At 71.7% G+C, this 16,125-nt stretch carries 15 protein-coding genes; 7 read left to right on the plus strand and 8 right to left on the minus strand.

Annotated elements, in window-relative coordinates; genetic code table 11:
• The first annotated feature begins 26 nt into the window (after positions 1-26).
• Positions 27-728, plus strand: a complete 702-nt coding sequence (gene ung / locus V6U90_RS03650) for a uracil-DNA glycosylase (RefSeq protein ID WP_334431093.1) — start codon at positions 27-29, stop codon at positions 726-728.
• Here ung and V6U90_RS03655 read toward each other — a convergent pair.
• A complete protein-coding gene (locus tag V6U90_RS03655; RefSeq protein ID WP_334431094.1) occupies positions 717-1,442 on the minus strand; it encodes a helix-turn-helix transcriptional regulator in 726 nt (241 codons plus the stop codon). The genes ung and V6U90_RS03655 overlap by 12 nt on opposite strands.
• Positions 1,443-1,684: 242 nt before the next feature.
• On the opposite strand from V6U90_RS03655, the gene tsaB reads away from it, so the two are divergent.
• Genes tsaB through V6U90_RS03685 form a run of 6 tightly spaced genes read left to right on the plus strand, consistent with a single transcriptional unit; the run spans position 1,685 to position 7,820 of the window.
• Positions 1,685-2,362 (plus strand): tRNA (adenosine(37)-N6)-threonylcarbamoyltransferase complex dimerization subunit type 1 TsaB, encoded by a 678-nt coding sequence (tsaB, locus tag V6U90_RS03660; RefSeq protein ID WP_334431095.1) that lies wholly within the window; start codon positions 1,685-1,687, stop codon positions 2,360-2,362.
• Between the two features lie 8 nt (positions 2,363-2,370).
• On the plus strand, positions 2,371-2,820 hold the full coding sequence (rimI, locus tag V6U90_RS03665) for a ribosomal protein S18-alanine N-acetyltransferase (RefSeq protein WP_334431186.1): 450 nt from the start codon (positions 2,371-2,373) through the stop codon (positions 2,818-2,820).
• Between the two features lie 20 nt (positions 2,821-2,840).
• The gene (gene tsaD / locus V6U90_RS03670; protein ID WP_334431096.1) at positions 2,841-3,887 is read left to right on the plus strand and encodes a tRNA (adenosine(37)-N6)-threonylcarbamoyltransferase complex transferase subunit TsaD; all 1,047 of its coding nucleotides are present in this window, start codon (positions 2,841-2,843) and stop codon (positions 3,885-3,887) included.
• Between the two features lie 52 nt (positions 3,888-3,939).
• On the plus strand, positions 3,940-4,194 hold the full coding sequence (locus tag V6U90_RS03675) for a hypothetical protein (protein ID WP_334431097.1): 255 nt from the start codon (positions 3,940-3,942) through the stop codon (positions 4,192-4,194).
• Between the two features lie 60 nt (positions 4,195-4,254).
• Positions 4,255-5,964 carry an ABC transporter ATP-binding protein gene (locus tag V6U90_RS03680; RefSeq protein WP_334431098.1) on the plus strand — a complete coding sequence of 570 codons (1,710 nt, stop codon included), beginning with the start codon at positions 4,255-4,257 and terminating at the stop codon, positions 5,962-5,964.
• Positions 5,964-7,820 (plus strand): ABC transporter ATP-binding protein, encoded by a 1,857-nt coding sequence (locus V6U90_RS03685; RefSeq protein ID WP_334431099.1) that lies wholly within the window; start codon positions 5,964-5,966, stop codon positions 7,818-7,820. Before V6U90_RS03680 ends, V6U90_RS03685 begins: the two co-directional genes overlap by 1 nt.
• Before the next feature lie 30 nt (positions 7,821-7,850).
• Here V6U90_RS03685 and V6U90_RS03690 read toward each other — a convergent pair whose 3' ends face one another.
• The 7 genes from V6U90_RS03690 to V6U90_RS03720 all read right to left on the minus strand — a co-directional run bounded on the left by V6U90_RS03690 (position 7,851) and on the right by V6U90_RS03720 (position 15,886).
• Complete coding sequence (locus V6U90_RS03690; protein WP_334431100.1) at positions 7,851-8,819, minus strand: hypothetical protein; 969 nt, start codon at positions 8,817-8,819, stop codon at positions 7,851-7,853.
• A gap of 177 nt (positions 8,820-8,996) precedes the next feature.
• Positions 8,997-10,178 (minus strand): ROK family transcriptional regulator, encoded by a 1,182-nt coding sequence (locus V6U90_RS03695; RefSeq protein ID WP_334431101.1) that lies wholly within the window; start codon positions 10,176-10,178, stop codon positions 8,997-8,999.
• A 73-nt stretch (positions 10,179-10,251) separates the two neighbouring features.
• Positions 10,252-11,511 (minus strand): sugar ABC transporter permease, encoded by a 1,260-nt coding sequence (locus V6U90_RS03700; RefSeq protein ID WP_442933514.1) that lies wholly within the window; start codon positions 11,509-11,511, stop codon positions 10,252-10,254.
• Positions 11,508-12,326 (minus strand): ATP-binding cassette domain-containing protein, encoded by an 819-nt coding sequence (locus tag V6U90_RS03705; protein ID WP_334431102.1) that lies wholly within the window; start codon positions 12,324-12,326, stop codon positions 11,508-11,510. The genes V6U90_RS03700 and V6U90_RS03705 overlap by 4 nt, the downstream gene beginning before the upstream one ends.
• Positions 12,327-12,499: 173 nt before the next feature.
• On the minus strand, positions 12,500-13,594 hold the full coding sequence (locus V6U90_RS03710; RefSeq protein WP_334431103.1) for a sugar ABC transporter substrate-binding protein: 1,095 nt from the start codon (positions 13,592-13,594) through the stop codon (positions 12,500-12,502).
• Between the two features lie 526 nt (positions 13,595-14,120).
• On the minus strand, positions 14,121-14,603 hold the full coding sequence (ybaK, locus tag V6U90_RS03715) for a Cys-tRNA(Pro) deacylase (protein ID WP_334431104.1): 483 nt from the start codon (positions 14,601-14,603) through the stop codon (positions 14,121-14,123).
• A 35-nt stretch (positions 14,604-14,638) separates the two neighbouring features.
• Positions 14,639-15,886, minus strand: a complete 1,248-nt coding sequence (locus V6U90_RS03720; RefSeq protein ID WP_334431105.1) for a class I SAM-dependent methyltransferase — start codon at positions 15,884-15,886, stop codon at positions 14,639-14,641.
• Between the last annotated feature and the right edge of the window lie 239 nt (positions 15,887-16,125).

Raw genomic sequence — 16,125 nt, forward strand, 5'->3', positions numbered from 1 at the left:
CCGACCCGCTGCGAGGAAGGTGGCCGATGGCCGACGACGTACCACCCCTGGACCTGCTGGAGCTGCTCCCCGCCGACTGGCGGACCGCGCTCACCCCGCACCTCGACCCGGCCCGGACCGCCGAGCTCGGTGCCTTCGTCGCCGAGGAGTACGCCACCCAGACGGTCTTCCCGCCGGTCGAGGACCTCTTCTCGGCGTACCGGCTCTGCGCCCCGGCGGACTGCCGGGTGCTGATCCTCGGCCAGGACCCGTACCACAAGGCCGGGCAGGCGCACGGGCTGAGCTTCAGCGTCCGGGACGGGGTGTCGGTGCCGCCGTCGCTGCGCAACGTCTTCAAGGAGCTGGGCGAGGACCTCGGCGTGGCCAAGCCGACCAGCGGCAACCTGAGCGGCTGGGCCGCGCAGGGGGTGCTGCTGCTCAACGCGGTGCTGACCGTCCGGCAGGCGAAGCCCGGCTCGCACGCCAACTCGGGCTGGGAGGAGTTCACCGACGCGACCATCAAGGCGTTGGACGCGATGTCCAGCCGGGTGGTCTTCCTGCTCTGGGGCGGGTACGCCCGCAAGAAGCGCGACCTGGTGACCAACCCGCAGCACGTGGTGCTGGAGGCCGGTCACCCCAGCCCGATGAACCCGCGTGGTTTCCTCGGCAGCCGCCCGTTCAGCGCCACCGACAAGGCGTTGGCCGACGCCGGGCTGCCGCCCATCGACTGGGCGCGTTCAGCCGGCTGAGCCCGGTCGACGGTCCGCACCGCCGCTCTGCAACGTCCGGTACCGGTGCAGCAGGGCGGCGGTACCGGGATCGGTGATCTCCACCTGCGCCAGCGGCACCACCCGGTAGCTTCGCTCACCGTGCCGGACCTCGATCGCCTCGGGCAGCGTGTCGCACATCGTCGCCCGGATCTCCCCGACCGAGGTGCTCCACCGGTGGTCGCCGGGCTCCTCGGGCTCCAGCCGTAGATGGCCGAACTGCTGCCACCGGGCGTTCCACCGTTGCGCGTAGACATCGGCCAGCCAAGCCGTGAAGCGGGCCGAGTCGGCCCAGCTCAGCGCGATCTCGGTGGCGTCAGCCGGTACCGGGGCGCCCTGGAGCAGGGCGGCCGTGGCGCCGGTGAGGACGTACGGCAGGTCACCCAGTCTGCGGGCCGTCCGGTCCAGGGACGTGTCGGCGATCCGTTCCGTGAGTGGCTGCCCGGCCAACTCGTCGATCCGGGCGTCCAGGTGGGCGTCCAACGGTTCGACCGTCACCGTGAGCTGGCTGTCCAGGGCGGCGAGGATCTGTTCCAGCAGGGGAATGGACGGTACCCGGTCGCCGCGCTCGATCCGGGCGATCGTGGCCTGACTGACGTCGGCCAGCTCCGCCAGCTCCCGTTGGGTCAATCGGTGTAGTTCGCGCTGCCGGCGCAGGGTCCGGCGGATGATCGTGACCAGGCGGCTGGTGGGCATGCCCGGATGCTCCACGAAACGCGACGAGCGCGATACCTCAGAGTCATGAATATGCCTCAGCGGTATCAGCCTCTCACCGGTTGCCGCGCCTCCGTCCGGCCCACCCACCCCGCTCCGGCCGCCCGGACCCGGCCCGCCCACCCCGCTCCGGCCGCCCGGACCCGGCCCGCCCACCCGGCCCGCCCGTCCCACGCCGGGGCGTGCCGGGGGTGGCGACCGGTGGCCGGATAGGGTTGCTCACTGTGTTGGTACTCGTGGTGGACTCGTCGACCCCGGCGGTGATCGCGGCGCTGGTGGAGATCTCCGGCGAGGGCGTCGCGCTGCGCGCCGAACGGTGCACGGTCGACGCCCGGGCCCACGGCGAGCTGCTCGCGCCCCAGGTCGACGCGGTGCTCGCCGAGGCCGGCGCCCGACCGGCCGACCTGGCCGCGATCGTCGCCGGGCTCGGTCCCGGTCCGTTCACCGGTCTGCGGGTCGGGCTGGTCACCGCTGCGGCCATGGGCCAGGTGCTCGGCATCCCCACCTACGGGGTCTGCTCGCTCGACGGGATCGGGTACCCGGTCGCCGCCGGAGAACCGGTTCTGGCGGCCAGTGACGCGCGGCGCCGGGAGCTCTACTGGGCGGTGTACGACGGGGCCGGGCAGCGGATCGCCGGGCCCAACGTCGACCTGCCCACCGAGGCCGCAGCCCGGGCCCGGGATCTCGGCGTCACCGTGGCGGTGGGTGACGGCGCGCACCGGTACGCCGACGTGCTCGGCCTGCCGGTCCAGGTCGAACCGCGCTACCCCGCCCCGGACGCGCTCGCCCGACTCGCCGCCGAACGGATCCGCTCCGGCGCCCCGACCGAGCTACTCACCCCGCTCTACCTGCGACGGCCGGACGCGGTGGCCGCCGCCGGACGCAAGTCCGTGCTGCCGTGACCGGCACCGTGACGTTGACCCGGTTCCGCTGGTGGCACATCGACGACGTGTTGCCCATCGAGGCCGACCTCTTCGGTGCCGAGCAGTGGTCCGCGGCCATGTTCTGGAACGAGCTGGCCAACGGCCATTTCTACCTGGCCGCCCTGGACGACACCGGCCGGCTGCTCGGCTACGCCGGGCTGAGCGTGGCGGCCCCGGACGAGGCCTGGGTGCAGAACATCGCGGTGCGCCGGGACGCCCAGCGGCGGGGCATCGGACGGTCCCTGCTGGTGGCGCTGCTCGCCGAGGCCGACCGGTGCGGGATCGGGGCCACCCTGCTGGAGGTGGCGGTGGACAACGCCGCCGCCCAGCAGCTCTACGCGACGTACGGGTTCGAACCGGTCGGCGTGCGCCGGGGCTACTACCAGCCGAGCAACACCGACGCGCTGGTGATGCGGCGCGACGCGGACCACGACTGACGGTGGGGGACAGAGAGACGATGGCTGACGAGCCGCTCATCTTGGGTATCGAGACCTCCTGCGACGAGACCGGGGTCGGCATCGTACGGGGGCACACCCTGCTCGCCGACGCGCTCGCCTCCAGCGTCGAGCAGCACGCCCGGTTCGGCGGCGTGGTACCCGAGGTGGCCAGCCGGGCCCACCTGGAGGCCATCGTGCCGACCATGGACCGGGCACTGAAGGAGGCGGGGGTCACCCTCGCCGACATCGACGCGATTGCGGTCACCGCCGGCCCGGGGCTGGCCGGTGCGCTGCTGGTCGGGGTCGCCGCCGCCAAGGGGTACGCGGTCGCCGCCGAGAAGCCGGTGTACGGCGTCAACCACCTCGCCGCGCACGTCGCGGTGGACACCCTCGAACACGGCCCGCTCCCCGAACCGGCGGTGGCCCTACTGGTCTCCGGTGGCCACTCGTCCCTGCTGATGGTGGACGACCTGGCCACCGGGGTCACCCCGCTCGGCGCCACCATCGACGACGCGGCCGGTGAGGCGTTCGACAAGGTGGCCCGGCTGCTCGGTCTGCCTTTCCCGGGTGGCCCGTACATCGACCGGGAGGCCCGGTCCGGGGATGCCGCCGCGATCGCCTTCCCACGTGGCCTGACCGCCCCGAAGGATCTGGCCGCACACCGGTACGACTTCTCCTTCTCCGGACTGAAGACGGCGGTGGCCCGCTGGGTCGAGGGCCGGCAGCGGGCCGGCGAGCCGGTACCGGTCGCCGACGTGGCGGCCAGTTTCCAGGAGGCGGTCTGCGACGTGCTCGTCCGCAAGGCGATCGACGCGTGCCGCAGCAACGGGGTGGAGACGCTGGTCATCGGTGGTGGGGTGGCGGCCAACTCGCGGCTGCGGGTGATGGCCGACCAGCGGGCCGCCCGGTACGGCATCCGGGTCCGGGTACCCCGCCCGAGGCTCTGCACGGACAACGGGGCGATGGTGGCCGCGCTCGGCTCCCATCTGGTCGCGTCAGGCGTGGCCCCGAGCCGGCTGGATCTGCCCGCCGATTCGGCCATGCCGTTGACCCAGGTAAGCGTGTAGGGAACCAGTGTGTAACGTTCCGCCGGCAGGCCGGGGCAGGGGGATGGGCGACGTGATCGTACGGATGTGGGAGGCGCGGGCGGAGCCGTACGGTTTCGCCGACCTGATCACCTGGGTCTGCGACCAGGTGCTGCCCGATTTCGAGCACGACCCGCTGCACCTGTCCAGCGAGGTCTTCACCTCGACCGACCACCGGCTGGTGGTCATCTCCAAGTGGCGCAGCAACCCGCGTCCGCTGCCCGATCCGCCGGCCACGCTGGTGGCCCGGCCGCCGCACTCGTGGGACTTCACCCAGGTCGACCGCTGACCGGCATAATCAGCGGAAATTACTCGCGCAACCGGATTTCCGGGCGTTAGCTTCCGCCACATGCGGCCGTTACCGATCCCGGAGACGGGTACCCCGGACCATCGGTCCGCCACCCGGTTCCTGTTCTGGCTCGCGGCCCGGGTCCGGGGCCCGCTCGCCGCCGGGGTGGTGTTCGGGGTGGTCTGGATGGTCGCCCAGGCGTTGATGCCGGCGGCCATCGGCCTGGCCGTCGACGCCGGTCTGACCGCCCGGGATCCCGACGCCCTGCTCACCTGGGGACTGGTGCTGCTCACCCTCGGGGTGGTGCAGGCGGTGGCCGGGGTGCTGCGGCACCGCTGTGCGGTGTTCAACTGGCTGGCATCGGCCTACCGGACCATCCAGCTCACCGTCGACCAGGCCAACCGGCTCGGTGCCGCCCTGCCCCGCCGGGTGGCCGTCGGTGAGGTGGTGAGCATCGGCACCGCCGACATCGGCCACATCGGCGGGGCGATCGACATCGTGCCCCGGGCGATCGGCGCGGTGGTCGCCATCGTCACCGTCACCGTGATCCTGCTGGACGCCTCGGTCCCGCTCGGACTGGTCGTGCTGGTCGGGGTGCCGGTGCTGACCGCCGTGGTCGGGCTGCTCATCCGACCCCTGCACCGGCAGCAGGAGGCGTACCGCGACTCGGAGGGAAAGCTGACCACCCGGGCCGGTGACATCGTGTCCGGGCTGCGGGTGCTACGCGGCGTGGGTGGCGAGCCGGTCCTCTCGGCGCGCTACCGCACCGAGTCCCAGGCGCTGCGCGCCGACGGGGTACGCGTCGCCCGGGTCGAGTCGCTGCTGGAGGCGGCACAGATCCTGCTGCCCGGCATGTTCGTGGTGCTGGTCACCTGGCTCGGCGCCCGGTTCGCGCTGCGCGGCGAAATCAGTGTCGGTCAGCTCGTCGCGTTCTACGGTTACACGGCGTTCCTGGTCACCCCGCTGCGTACGCTCACCGAGGCAATCGACAAGTTCACCAAGGGACACGTCGCCGCCCGCCGGGTGGCCCGCCTGCTCGGCATGGCCCCCGACCTCGCCGACCCGCCCCGCCCGGTGCCGCTGCCCGACGGGCCGGGTGAACTGGTCGACCCCGACTCGCAGCTGGTGCTCCGACCGGGCCGGTTCACCGCGCTCGCCGCCGCCGCCCCGCAGGACGCGTCGGCCATCGCGGACCGGCTCGGCCGGTACGCCGACTCCGCCGCCCCGGTGACGCTGCACGGCGTACCGCTGCGGGACGTGGCACTGTCGACGGTGCGTGAGCGGATCCTGGTGGTCGACAACGACGCGCGGCTCTTCACCGGTCCGCTGTACGCGGAGCTCGACCCGCACGACCGTGGTGACCGGGCGGCCGTGCAGGCCGCGCTGGTCACGGCGGGTGCCACCGACATCGTCGAGGCGCTGCCGGACGGGCTGAACAGCACGGTCGCCGAGCGGGGCCGGGAGTTCTCCGGCGGCCAGCAGCAGCGGCTGCGGCTGGCCCGGGCCCTGGTCGCCGACCCGGAGGTGCTGGTGCTGGTCGAGCCGACCAGCGCGGTGGACGCGCACACCGAGGCCCGGATCGCGGCGCACCTCGCCGCCGCCCGCGCCGGCCGGACCACCCTGGTCTGCACGACCAGTCCGCTGCTGCTCGGGCGGGCCGATCACGTGATCTTCGTGGCGGACGGCCGGGTGGTGGCCGAGGGCAGCCACACCGAACTGCTCGACGCCGAGCCGCGCTACGCGGCCACGGTCAGCCGGGAGGAGAACTGATGGCCACCGCACTGCCGGTCGCCGACGCGAAACAGGTCCGCCGGTACGCGCGGACCCTGATCCGGCGACATCCCCGGGTGCTGGTCGCCGCGCTCGGGCTGCATGCGCTGGCCGCGACGGCCGGCCTGGCCGCGCCCCGGCTCCTCGGTGACCTGGTGGAACGGATCTCCAGGGGTACCAGCGCGGTGACCGTGGACCGGATCGCCGTGGCCATCGCGGCGTTCGTGGTGGTGCAGTCGGTGCTGATGCGTTTCGCGCACCTGGCCTCGGCCCGGCTCGGTGAACGGGTCCTCGCCGAGCTGCGGGAGGAGTTCGTCGACCGGATCCTGGCCATCCCGCTCGCCACCGTCGAGCGGGCCGGTACCGGTGACCTGCTCACCCGGACCTCCCGGGACGTCTCCGCGTTGTCCCGGACGGTCCGGTTCGCGGTACCCGAGACGCTCATCGCGATCGTCACCGGTGGTTTCGTGGTCGGGGCGCTGCTGCTGGTCGGTCCGCTGCTCGCGGTGCCCTGTCTGCTGGCGGTGCCGGTGCTCTGGGTGGGCACCCGCTGGTACCTGCGCCGGGCGCCGGCCGGTTACCTGGCGGAGAACGCCGCGTACTCCGACATCACCGACGGGATCAGCGAGGCCGTCGAGGGCAGCCGGACCACCGAGGCGCTGCGGCAGCAGGCGCGGCGCCGGGCCCGCACGGACGAGGCCATCCGACGGTCGTACGCCGCCGAACGGTACACGCTTTTCCTGCGGACCGTCTGGTTCCCGGTGGTCGAGGTCGGTTACGTGGTGCCGGTGGTGGCCACCCTGGTCATCGGTGGTTGGTTCTACCTGCGTGGCTGGGTGACCCTCGGCCAGGTCACCGCGGCCACCCTCTACGTGCAGCAGCTCACCGACCCGCTGGACCGGTTGCTGTCCTGGCTGGACGAACTCCAGGTCGGTGGCGCCTCGATGGCCCGGCTGCTCGGGGTGGCCCAGCCGGCCGAACCGGCGGCCGGGGCGGGGGACCGGTCCGCCGGCGACCGGCGACCGGTGCCGGCCGACCAGCGGCTGGCCGCCCGGGATGTCCGGTACGCCTACCGATCGGGTCGGGACGTGCTGCACGGGGTGACGCTGACCCCCGAGCCGGGGGAGCGGATCGCCATGGTCGGACCGTCCGGGGCCGGCAAGTCCACCCTGGGGCGGCTGCTCGCCGGCATCCACGTGCCGCGGACCGGGTCGGTCACCGTCGGCGGGGTACCCCTGGCCGAGCTGCCCCTGGACGAGCTGCGCCGGCACGTCGCCCTGGTCACCCAGGAACACCACGTCTTCATCGGTACCCTCCGGGAGAACGTGTCGATGGTCCGCCCGACCGCGTCCGAGTCGGAGGTACGCGCCGCACTCGCCGCGGTCGACGCACTGGGTTGGGCGGACGAGCTGCCGTCCGGGCTGGACACGGTGGTCGGTTCGGGCGGCCACCCGCTCGACGCGGCGCAGGCGCAGCAGCTCGCCCTGGCCCGGCTGGTGCTGGCCGACCCGCACACGCTGGTGCTGGACGAGGCGACCTCGTTGATCGATCCCCGGGCGGCCCGCGCGTTGGAGCGTTCGCTCGCCGGGGTGCTCGCCGGACGTACCGTCATCGCGATCGCGCACCGGCTCTTCTCGGCCCACGACGCGGACCGGGTGGCGGTGGTGGAGGACGGCCGGATCACCGAGCTGGGCCCCCACGACGAGCTGGTGGCGGCCGGTGGCTCGTACGCCGCGCTCTGGCGCTCCTGGCACGGCGACCCGGCGGGGCCGGGCAACCAGCCGGCGGGGACGCCGGTCGACGCCGGGTCGGACAGTCAACCGGCGGAAACGGCCGGGGCCGGGGCGGGACGCTGATCCGTCCCCGCCCCGGCCCCGGGTACCGGGTCAGGCCAGGAACTTGTCCAGGGCCGCCTCGATGGCGCCGCTGTCCGGGGCCGCGTACGCCTTCATGGTGTTCTTGTTGTAGGTGACGAAGCTCGGGCAACGGTTGGCCGGTGCGTTGATCGTGCCGCCGTCACCGATCTTCTCGGCGGTCTTCGCGGCGTAGAAGGTCAGCTCGTAGCGCGAGGAGACGTAGTCGATCGAGATGACCTTGTCGTCGCTGCCCTTCAGGTTGCACTTGGTGCCGGGGCCCTCGCTGCCGTCGACGTACTTCAGGCAGCCGACGACGCTGACCGTGGTGTAGTCGCTGCTCTTGGCGTAGTACGGCTTGCCGTAGCCGACGGTCCGGATGGACCAGTTGTCCGGCCGGTCCACCGAGTTGTAGAACGTGTACGCCTTGCCACTGCCGGCCGTGTAGGGCAGCGAGTTCAGGATCGGGCTGCCCTGGCAGACGGCCTCGAAGTCGCTGGAGTAGCGGGCCGTCACCGCGTTGTTGTTGCCGTTGTTGTCCGGCTCGTTGTTGTCAGCCGAAGGGCTGGTTCCGGGCTCCGCCGGGGCGGTGGCCGTCGGCCCGCCGGAGGCGATCGGGGTCGGCGGGTCCTCGTCGTCCTGCCCGGCGACGTACGCCACGCCCACACCGCAGAGCGCGAGCAGCACCACGACCGCGGCGCCGACGGAGAGTCCGATGACCAGACCCTTGCTGGACTTCTTCGGTGGGACCGGGGTGCCGAACTGCGGCGGGGGGAAACCGGGCTGCTGCGGGTAGCCGGCCGGCTGGTCGAAGCCGGGCTGCCCGTAGGCGGGCTGTCCGGATGCGGGCTGGCCGGAGGTCGGCTGCCCGTACGAGGGCTGCCCGGAGGTCGGCTGGCCGTAGGCGGGCTGCCCGTACGCCGGCTGGGCGGGGGGCGGAGCCCATGGCTGCTGCCCCGCGTTCGGATCGGACGGCCCGTACGGAGGGTAATTGTCGCTCATCTGAAGCCCTTATCGCTGTCGAGGGTTGCGGCGGCTCGTGATCACCAACCACGATAAACAGCGACGCAAATTACCTGGTATTCGGCCTTGTGTTAGTGGCGATGATCTTTGCTCATGTTAACTGTGGTAACCCATGATGGGCTTCACTGTTACCGTGGGTAGAAGAGAGCGGTGTGCTCAGCCGGCGTCCAGCGGATCGGCGAGGAGACGCTCGAAGGCCAGTTCGGCCGCGCCGATCAGGGCCGCGTCCTCGCCGAGCTTCGGCGTACGCAGCCGGACGTGCTCCCGGCAGGCTGGCAGGGCGTTCGAGTTGAGCCGACTGCGGACCTGGGCGGCCGATGCGAGATAGACGTCCCGCATCGATCCGCCGAAGATCACCATCTCCGGGTTGAAGATGTTCACCAGGTTCGCGACGCCGAAACCGAGCCAGTCACCGACCTGGCGGACCGCCGCCTGGGCCCGGGCGTCCCCGCGATCGGCGGCGTCGATGACGGTGAGTAGTGCGTCGTACCCCCGGGCAGTGTCCCGGCCGGCGGCGGTGAGCAGCGCGTACTCGCCGATCTCGGTCTCCCAGCAGCCCCGCGAGCCACACCCGCAGGGCCGGCCGGCGGGGTTGACCACCATGTGGCCGACCTCACCGCCGTACCCGCCGTGCCCGGTGACCCGCCGCCCACCGGCGATGATCCCGGCGCCGACCCCGACATCGCCGTAGAGGTAGATGACGTTGTCGCAGCCGACTGCGGCGCCCCGGGCATGCTCGGCGAAGGCGGCCACGTCGGCCACGTTGCCGATCGAGACGGGCGCGCCGCAGGCCAGTTCCCGGCTGAGCGCCCGGCCGAGCGGTTCGTCGATCCAGCCGGTGTGCGGCGCGAGCCGGATCAGGCCGTCGTCGCGACGGACCATCCCGCAGACCGCGACGCCGGCACCGACGTACACCGAGCCGGCCGGCACGTTCCCGTGCATCTGCCGGACGAAGTCGGCCAGCAGTGGGACGGTCTCCTCGGCGGTCAGTCCCCGGGGCCGGTCGGTTTCGCGGCGGTCCAGCACCGCACCGCCCAGGCCGACCCGCGCCGCCCGCAGCCGGTCCACCTCGATGCTGTACGCGTACGCGTAGACCCGCTCCGACTCCGGCCGGACGACCAGGGACGGTCGCCCGGCCCGGCCGGTCTCCCGGGCGCTGCTCTCGCTGACCAGACCGGCGGTGGTCAGGTCGGCGGTGAGCGCCCCGATCGTGCTGCGGTTGAGTCCCAGCGTGGTGGTCAGTTCGGCCCGGGAGGTCGCCCCGTGCACGTGCACGTAGCGGAGCAGCGCACCGAGGTTCTGCCGGCGGATCTCCTCCTGGCTCGGCCCTGCGCGCATCGGTACACCTACTCCACTGTGGATACTGGTCGGCGGCGGCCCGACCGGGGTCAGCGGTCGCCCGTCGACCGGGTCAACGGTTCCCTGTCGCCCCGGCGCGGCGCCGGGACAGCGCGTCGACACCGGCGGCGAGCAGGAGCACGAGCCCGGTCAGCACGTACTTCACGCCCGAGCTGTAGCCCATCAGGCCCATGCCGTTGACGATCACCGCGACCACCGCCCCGCCGAGCACCGCGTCGAGCACCCGCCCCTTGCCACCGAAGAGGCTGGTACCGCCGATGACCGCCGCGCCCACCGCGTAGAGCAGCACGTTACTGCCGCCGGTGTTCGGGTCGACCGAGCGGTCCCGGCTGGCAGCGATGATGCCGCCGATCGCCGCCATCGCCGAGCAGATCACGAAGGCCGAGATGCGGATCCGGTCCACGTTGATGCCGGCCCGGCGGGCGGCCTCCTTGTTACCGCCCACCGCGTAGATGTGCCGGCCGTACGCGGTGCGGTTGAGCACGAACGTCCAGAGGACCAGCAGCACACCGATGATCGGGACCACCACCGGCATGCCCTTGTTGGAGATGATCAGGGTGTTGAAGCTGCGTTCCTGGTTGAGGATGCCGACGGCCAGACCCAGGACGAGGGCCAGCCCGCCGATCCGGATCAGCACCACGGCCAGCGGTTCGGTGATCAGTCCGCGTGCGGTGCGCTTCTGGTGCCGCAGCAGTGCCACCGTGGCGTACCCGGCGACCGCAGCGGCGGCCATCAGCCAGCCCAGCGCCGGCGGGATCTTCGAGTTCTGGATGCCGACCAGCGCCTCGTCCCGGATCGTGATGTTGGTGCCCTCCTTCATCAGCAGCAGCACCACCCCCTGGAAGGCGAGGAAGCCGGCCAGGGTGACCACGAACGACGGAATGCCGATCTTGGCGACCAGGAAGCCCAGGGTCAGTCCGATCACCATCCCGGTGACGATGGCGGCGAGGATCGCCACGTACCACGGGTAGCCGAGCACCGTGGCGACGTTGGCCAGGATGGCCGCGCAGACGCCGCTGGTGAAGCCGGCGGAGAGGTCGATCTCGCCGAGCAGCAGGACGAAGATCAGGCCCATCGCGATCACGGCGACCGCCGCGCCCTGGTTGAACAGGTTGGCGAAGTTCGCCGCGGTGAAGAAGGCCGGCCGGACGACCGAGAAGACCGCGCAGAGCACCACCAGCCCCAGTACGGCGGGGAGGGCGCCCAGGTCGCCGCCGCCTACCCGGCGGAGGTAGTCGCGCGCGTGGCTGGCGACCGTCGGCCGGGCGAGGCCCGGTGACTGCTCCTTGTGCACCGCTGTCGTGGTGATCATCGGTCCGCTCCCGGGCTGGTGATGTGCGTGGTGCTGACGCCGCCGTTGCCGTTGGTGTCGCCGCCGGCCCCGAACTGTCCGCTGCGGCCGGCCGTGATCAGCTCGACGATCTGGCTGTGGGTGATCTCCGTGGTCTTCACCTGGGCCACCATCTGACCGAGGTAGAGCGCAGCGATCCGGTCGGAGACGGCGAAGACGTCGTTCATGTTGTGGGAGATGAGCACGACGGCGAGCCCGTTGTCGGCCAGCCGGCGGACCAGTTCCAGCACCTGGGCGGTCTGCGCGACGCCGAGCGCGGCGGTTGGCTCGTCGAGGATGACCAGCTTGCTGTTCCAGAGCACCGCCTTGGCGATTGCCACCGTCTGGCGCTGCCCGCCGGAAAGGCTGGAGACGTGCTGGCGCAGGGACTTCACGGTGCGTACCGAGAGTCCGGCGAGGGTGTCCGCGGCCATCTGCTCCATGGTCGGCTCGTCGAGCACGATGCCGCTGCGCTTCTCCCGCCCGAGGAACATGTTCTGCACGATGTCGAGGTTGTCGCAGAGCGCCAGGTCCTGGTAGACGACCTCGATACCGAGCGCTGCGGCGTCCCGGGGGCTGTTGATGCTCACCGGCTGCCCGTTGAAGAGGAACTGCCCACCGTCGGTGGGGTAGATGCCGCTGATGCACTTGACCAGCGTGGACTTACCGGCGCCGTTGTCACCGACCAGCGCGGTCACCTCACCGGGGTGGACGCTGAAGGCGACGTCACGCAGGACCTGGACGGGACCGAAGCTCTTGTCGATGCCACGTAGTTCCAGCAGGGGGGTCGCGGACACGGGGATCTCCTTCACGCGGAGAGGGGGTCGGGGCCGTCGGCGACCGTGCCGCCCGGCACAGGGTCGTGCCGGGCGGCGCGGCTTCGGCGGGTACGTCGGTCAGATGCCGGGGGCGGCGTCAGCTGACGCCGGTGAGGGCGCCGGTCGGCTGACGCCGGCTTCGGGCCGCTCGGTCAGCTGATGCCCGCGTCGGCGCAGAGCTTGGCGTACTCCCCGGTGCAGAGCTCTTCCTTGGTGACGTAACCGTCGGCGACCACGTCCTTGACGTTGTCCTTGTAGATCGCTTTCGGGGTGAGCAGTACGGACGGGACGTCCCGGCCGCTCTCCGGGTCCTTGACCGTCTGACCGGTCTCCTTCTTCGCACCCTTGGCCAGCCCGATGGCCAGGTCGGCGGCGGCCTGGGCCTCCTGCTTGATCGCCTTGTACACGGTCATGCACTGGTCACCGGCGAGGATGTTCTGCAGGCCCTGCGGGGTGGCGTCCTGGCCGGTCACCGGGACCTTGCCGTTGAGCTTGTTCTTCTTCAGCACCGAGATGGCGGCGTTGCCCAGACCGTCGTTCGCGGCGAGTACGCCGTTGATCTTGCCACCGGTCTTGGTGAGCTGCTGCTCGAAGATGGTGCCCGCCTGGGCGTTGTCCCAGTCCGGCACGTCGTCGTCCGGGCCCTTGGTGTACTCGTTCGCGTCGAACTTCGGCTTGAGCACCGAGTCGTAGCCGCTCTTGAACAGGGTGGCGTTGTTGTCGGTGGGGGAGCCGTTCAGGTACGACACGACCGGGTTCTTGGCACCCTGGTCGGTCAGGCACTTGACCAGACCCTCGCCCTGGAGCTTGCCGACCGCCACGTTGTCGAAGCTGACGTAGTACTCCGCGGAGCCGCCCAGGGTGAGCCGGTCGTAGTCGATGGTCGCGATGCCCTGCGACTTCGCCTTGTCCAGCACGGCCTTGCCGGTGCCGGAGTCGAGGTTGACGATCATCAGGGCGGTCACCCCGCTGGTGATCATCGCGTCGGCGATGGTGGAGAACTGGGTCTTGTCGCCCTGGGCGTTCTGGATGTCGTACTGGACGCCGGCAGCCTTGAACGCCTCCTCCAGGAACTTGCGGTCCGCGCCTTCCCAGCGCGCGGAGGACTTGCTGTCCGGGAGGATCACGCCGATCTTGGCGGGCTTGTCGCTGCCCGTGCCGCTGTTACCGGCGTCGTCGCCGCAGGCGGCGAGGCTGCCCGTGACGAGCAGACCTGCGGTGGCGACGGTGAGGATCCCTTTACGCATGGTGCGGGGTTCCCTTCGGTGGGGGTGGGGGAGGTGTTGTTTTGTTGTGTCCGGCAACGTATTGCTCGGCGCGCTGCGGTGGCAAGAGTGCCGAGGCCACGAGTTTGTTGTCGGCGATAACAATTCAGCAACGTGATCGACATCGCCCGGTCATCCGCAGGTCGGCCCCGGGCCGCACCCCACCCGGGTCCGGCCTGCTGCTGTGCGGGGTCCGGCTGGGCGCCAGCCGCAGCAGGCCATCCGGCTCGTAGCCTGTCGAGCTGCACCGGCTGTGCCAGCACGCGAGGACCGGCTGTGCCAGCACGCGAGGACCGGCTGTCTCGCCGGGATGACACTGCCCCCTGTCTCTGCCCTCTCGGCCTCGACCGCCGTGTGAACCACTCGTTTTTCTGGTAGTCGTGGTGTCAGCCCCGGCCCGATGGCCCGATTTCCTGAAATCGGAGTGGATCGAGGGGCGGGTGGCGGCGATCGGGGTGGATCGAGGGGCGGGTGGCGGCGATCGGAGTGGACCGAGGGCGGGGAGGGGTCAGCGGGTGGCGGCGATCGGAGCGGTGGCCGCCCCGGTCAGTGCGACCAGATCCCCCGGGGCGAGCTGCACCTGCAACCCACGGCGACCGGCGGAAACGTAGATCGTGGAAAAGCCCAACGCCGACACGTCGACCACCGTCGGAAGCCGCTTGCGCTGACCAAGTGGACTGATGCCGCCCCGGACGTACCCGGTGCTGCGCTCGGCGAGCGCCCGGTCCGCGAGTGTCGCCCGTTTGCCGCCCCGGGCAGCGGCCAGCGCCTTGAGGTCGAGTTCGCCGGTGACCGGTACCACGGCCACGGTGAGCACCCCGTCGACCTCGGTGACCAACGATTTGAAGACCTGCTCGGGGGGTACGCCCAGCGCGGCGGCTACCTCGGCGCCGTAGTTCGGGGAATCCGGCGAGACATCGTACGGGTGGGTGCTGTGCGCGATCTTCTGTTTCGCCAGCAGTGCCGTTGCCGGCGTACCCTGTCCCGCCACGTCGCTGAACCTACCGGATCCGTGGGAGAACCCGGTCAGGGTGCCGTTCTGGCGCCGTCCTCACCGGCCGGATGACCGATCAGGACGGTCGGCGTACCGGCCACCCGGGTCAGCACCAGGCTCGCCGATCCGGTACCCCGTAGCCGCAGGTCACGCCGGAGCTGCTCCGGCTCCAGCGCCGAGCCCCGCTTGAGGATCTCGACCCGTCCCACCCCCCGGTCCCGCAGCAGCGCCCGCAGCCGCTTCAGCGAGAACGGCAGTACCTCGGCGACCTCGATGCACCGGGTGAACGGGCTGCGGGCCGGTTCGTCGGTGTAGAGGTAGGCGATGGTCGGGTCGGCGAGCGTCCCGTCGAGGTCGGTGGCGAGCTCGGCGACCAGGTGGGCGCGGACCACGGCAGGGTCGGGATCGTGCACGTACCGGCGTACCCCGGCGACGGCTGCCTCGACGGTGCCGCTGCCGGTGAGGTGATAAGAGGGGGCCCTTCCTATACCGAAAGCGTTAAGCGGGGGCCCTTCCTTACTGCGGAGCAGGGTGGCGCGGCGGGGGACCTCGGCGAGTGGGCCGCACCAGAGAGCCGCCTCGACCAGGTCGCCGTCCACGCTGACCCACTCCGCCTCGGCGCCGGCCGGGATGAGGGCGTGGTCGATCCCGGGGGCCACCTTGACCACGGTGCGGGGGACCCGTTCCGCCAGTCCGAGCACGAAGTCCCAGGGTGGTGAGTAGGCCGTCGGGTCGAAGATCCGTCGTCCGGTGCCGGCGCGGCGGCGGGCCGGATCGCAGAAGACCGCGTCCACCCGGGTCACGTCGAAGGTGGTGGCGTCCCCGCACTCCACCGTGACCAGGTCGGCCAGTCCGGTGGCGTGGGCATTCGAGGTGGCCAGCGCGGCGGTGAGCGGGTCGGCCTCCACGGCGTACACCCGGATGCCGGCGCGGGCGGCGGCGAGCGCGTCGGCGCCGAGTCCGCAACCGAGGTCGGCGAGGGTGGTCACCCCGGCGGCGCGCAACCGGGCGGCCCGCCGGTCGGCGACCACCCGCCGGGTGGCCTGCTCCAGTCCGGCCCGGGTGAAGAACATGCCGGCCGCCTCCGGCCCGAACTTGGGTACCGCCCGGCGGCGCAGCTCGGCCTGGGTGAGTGCGGCGGCGGCGAGGTCGGCGGGAACCCCGGTGGCCCGTAGCGCGGCCGCCGCGGCCAGCGGGTCGCCGCCGGCCAGCCCGGCCGCCGTGGCGAGGGCGGTCTCGCCCGCCGGGGTACGCAGCGCGGCGAGCTGGTCGAGGTCCACCGGATCATTGTGGCGGGACGGCGTGCCGGTGTCCGGGGCGGGTCGGACCGGGCGACACGACGGGGGTTCGTTGGCACTCTCCTTGACGGAGTGCTAGCGATCGGCCTAATCTGCGATTAGCACTCTCGGACCGAGGGTGCCAGCTCCCGGGCCTCGGCGCGGGGGCTGAACGCCAGGCGGACCGGCACCCGCGACGACGGCCCCGCCCGGTGGCATGTGGCAGATTGACGCTGGTCAGC

The organism is Micromonospora sp. CPCC 206060, from assembly GCF_036906895.1.
Lineage (GTDB): Bacteria > Actinomycetota > Actinomycetes > Mycobacteriales > Micromonosporaceae > Micromonospora.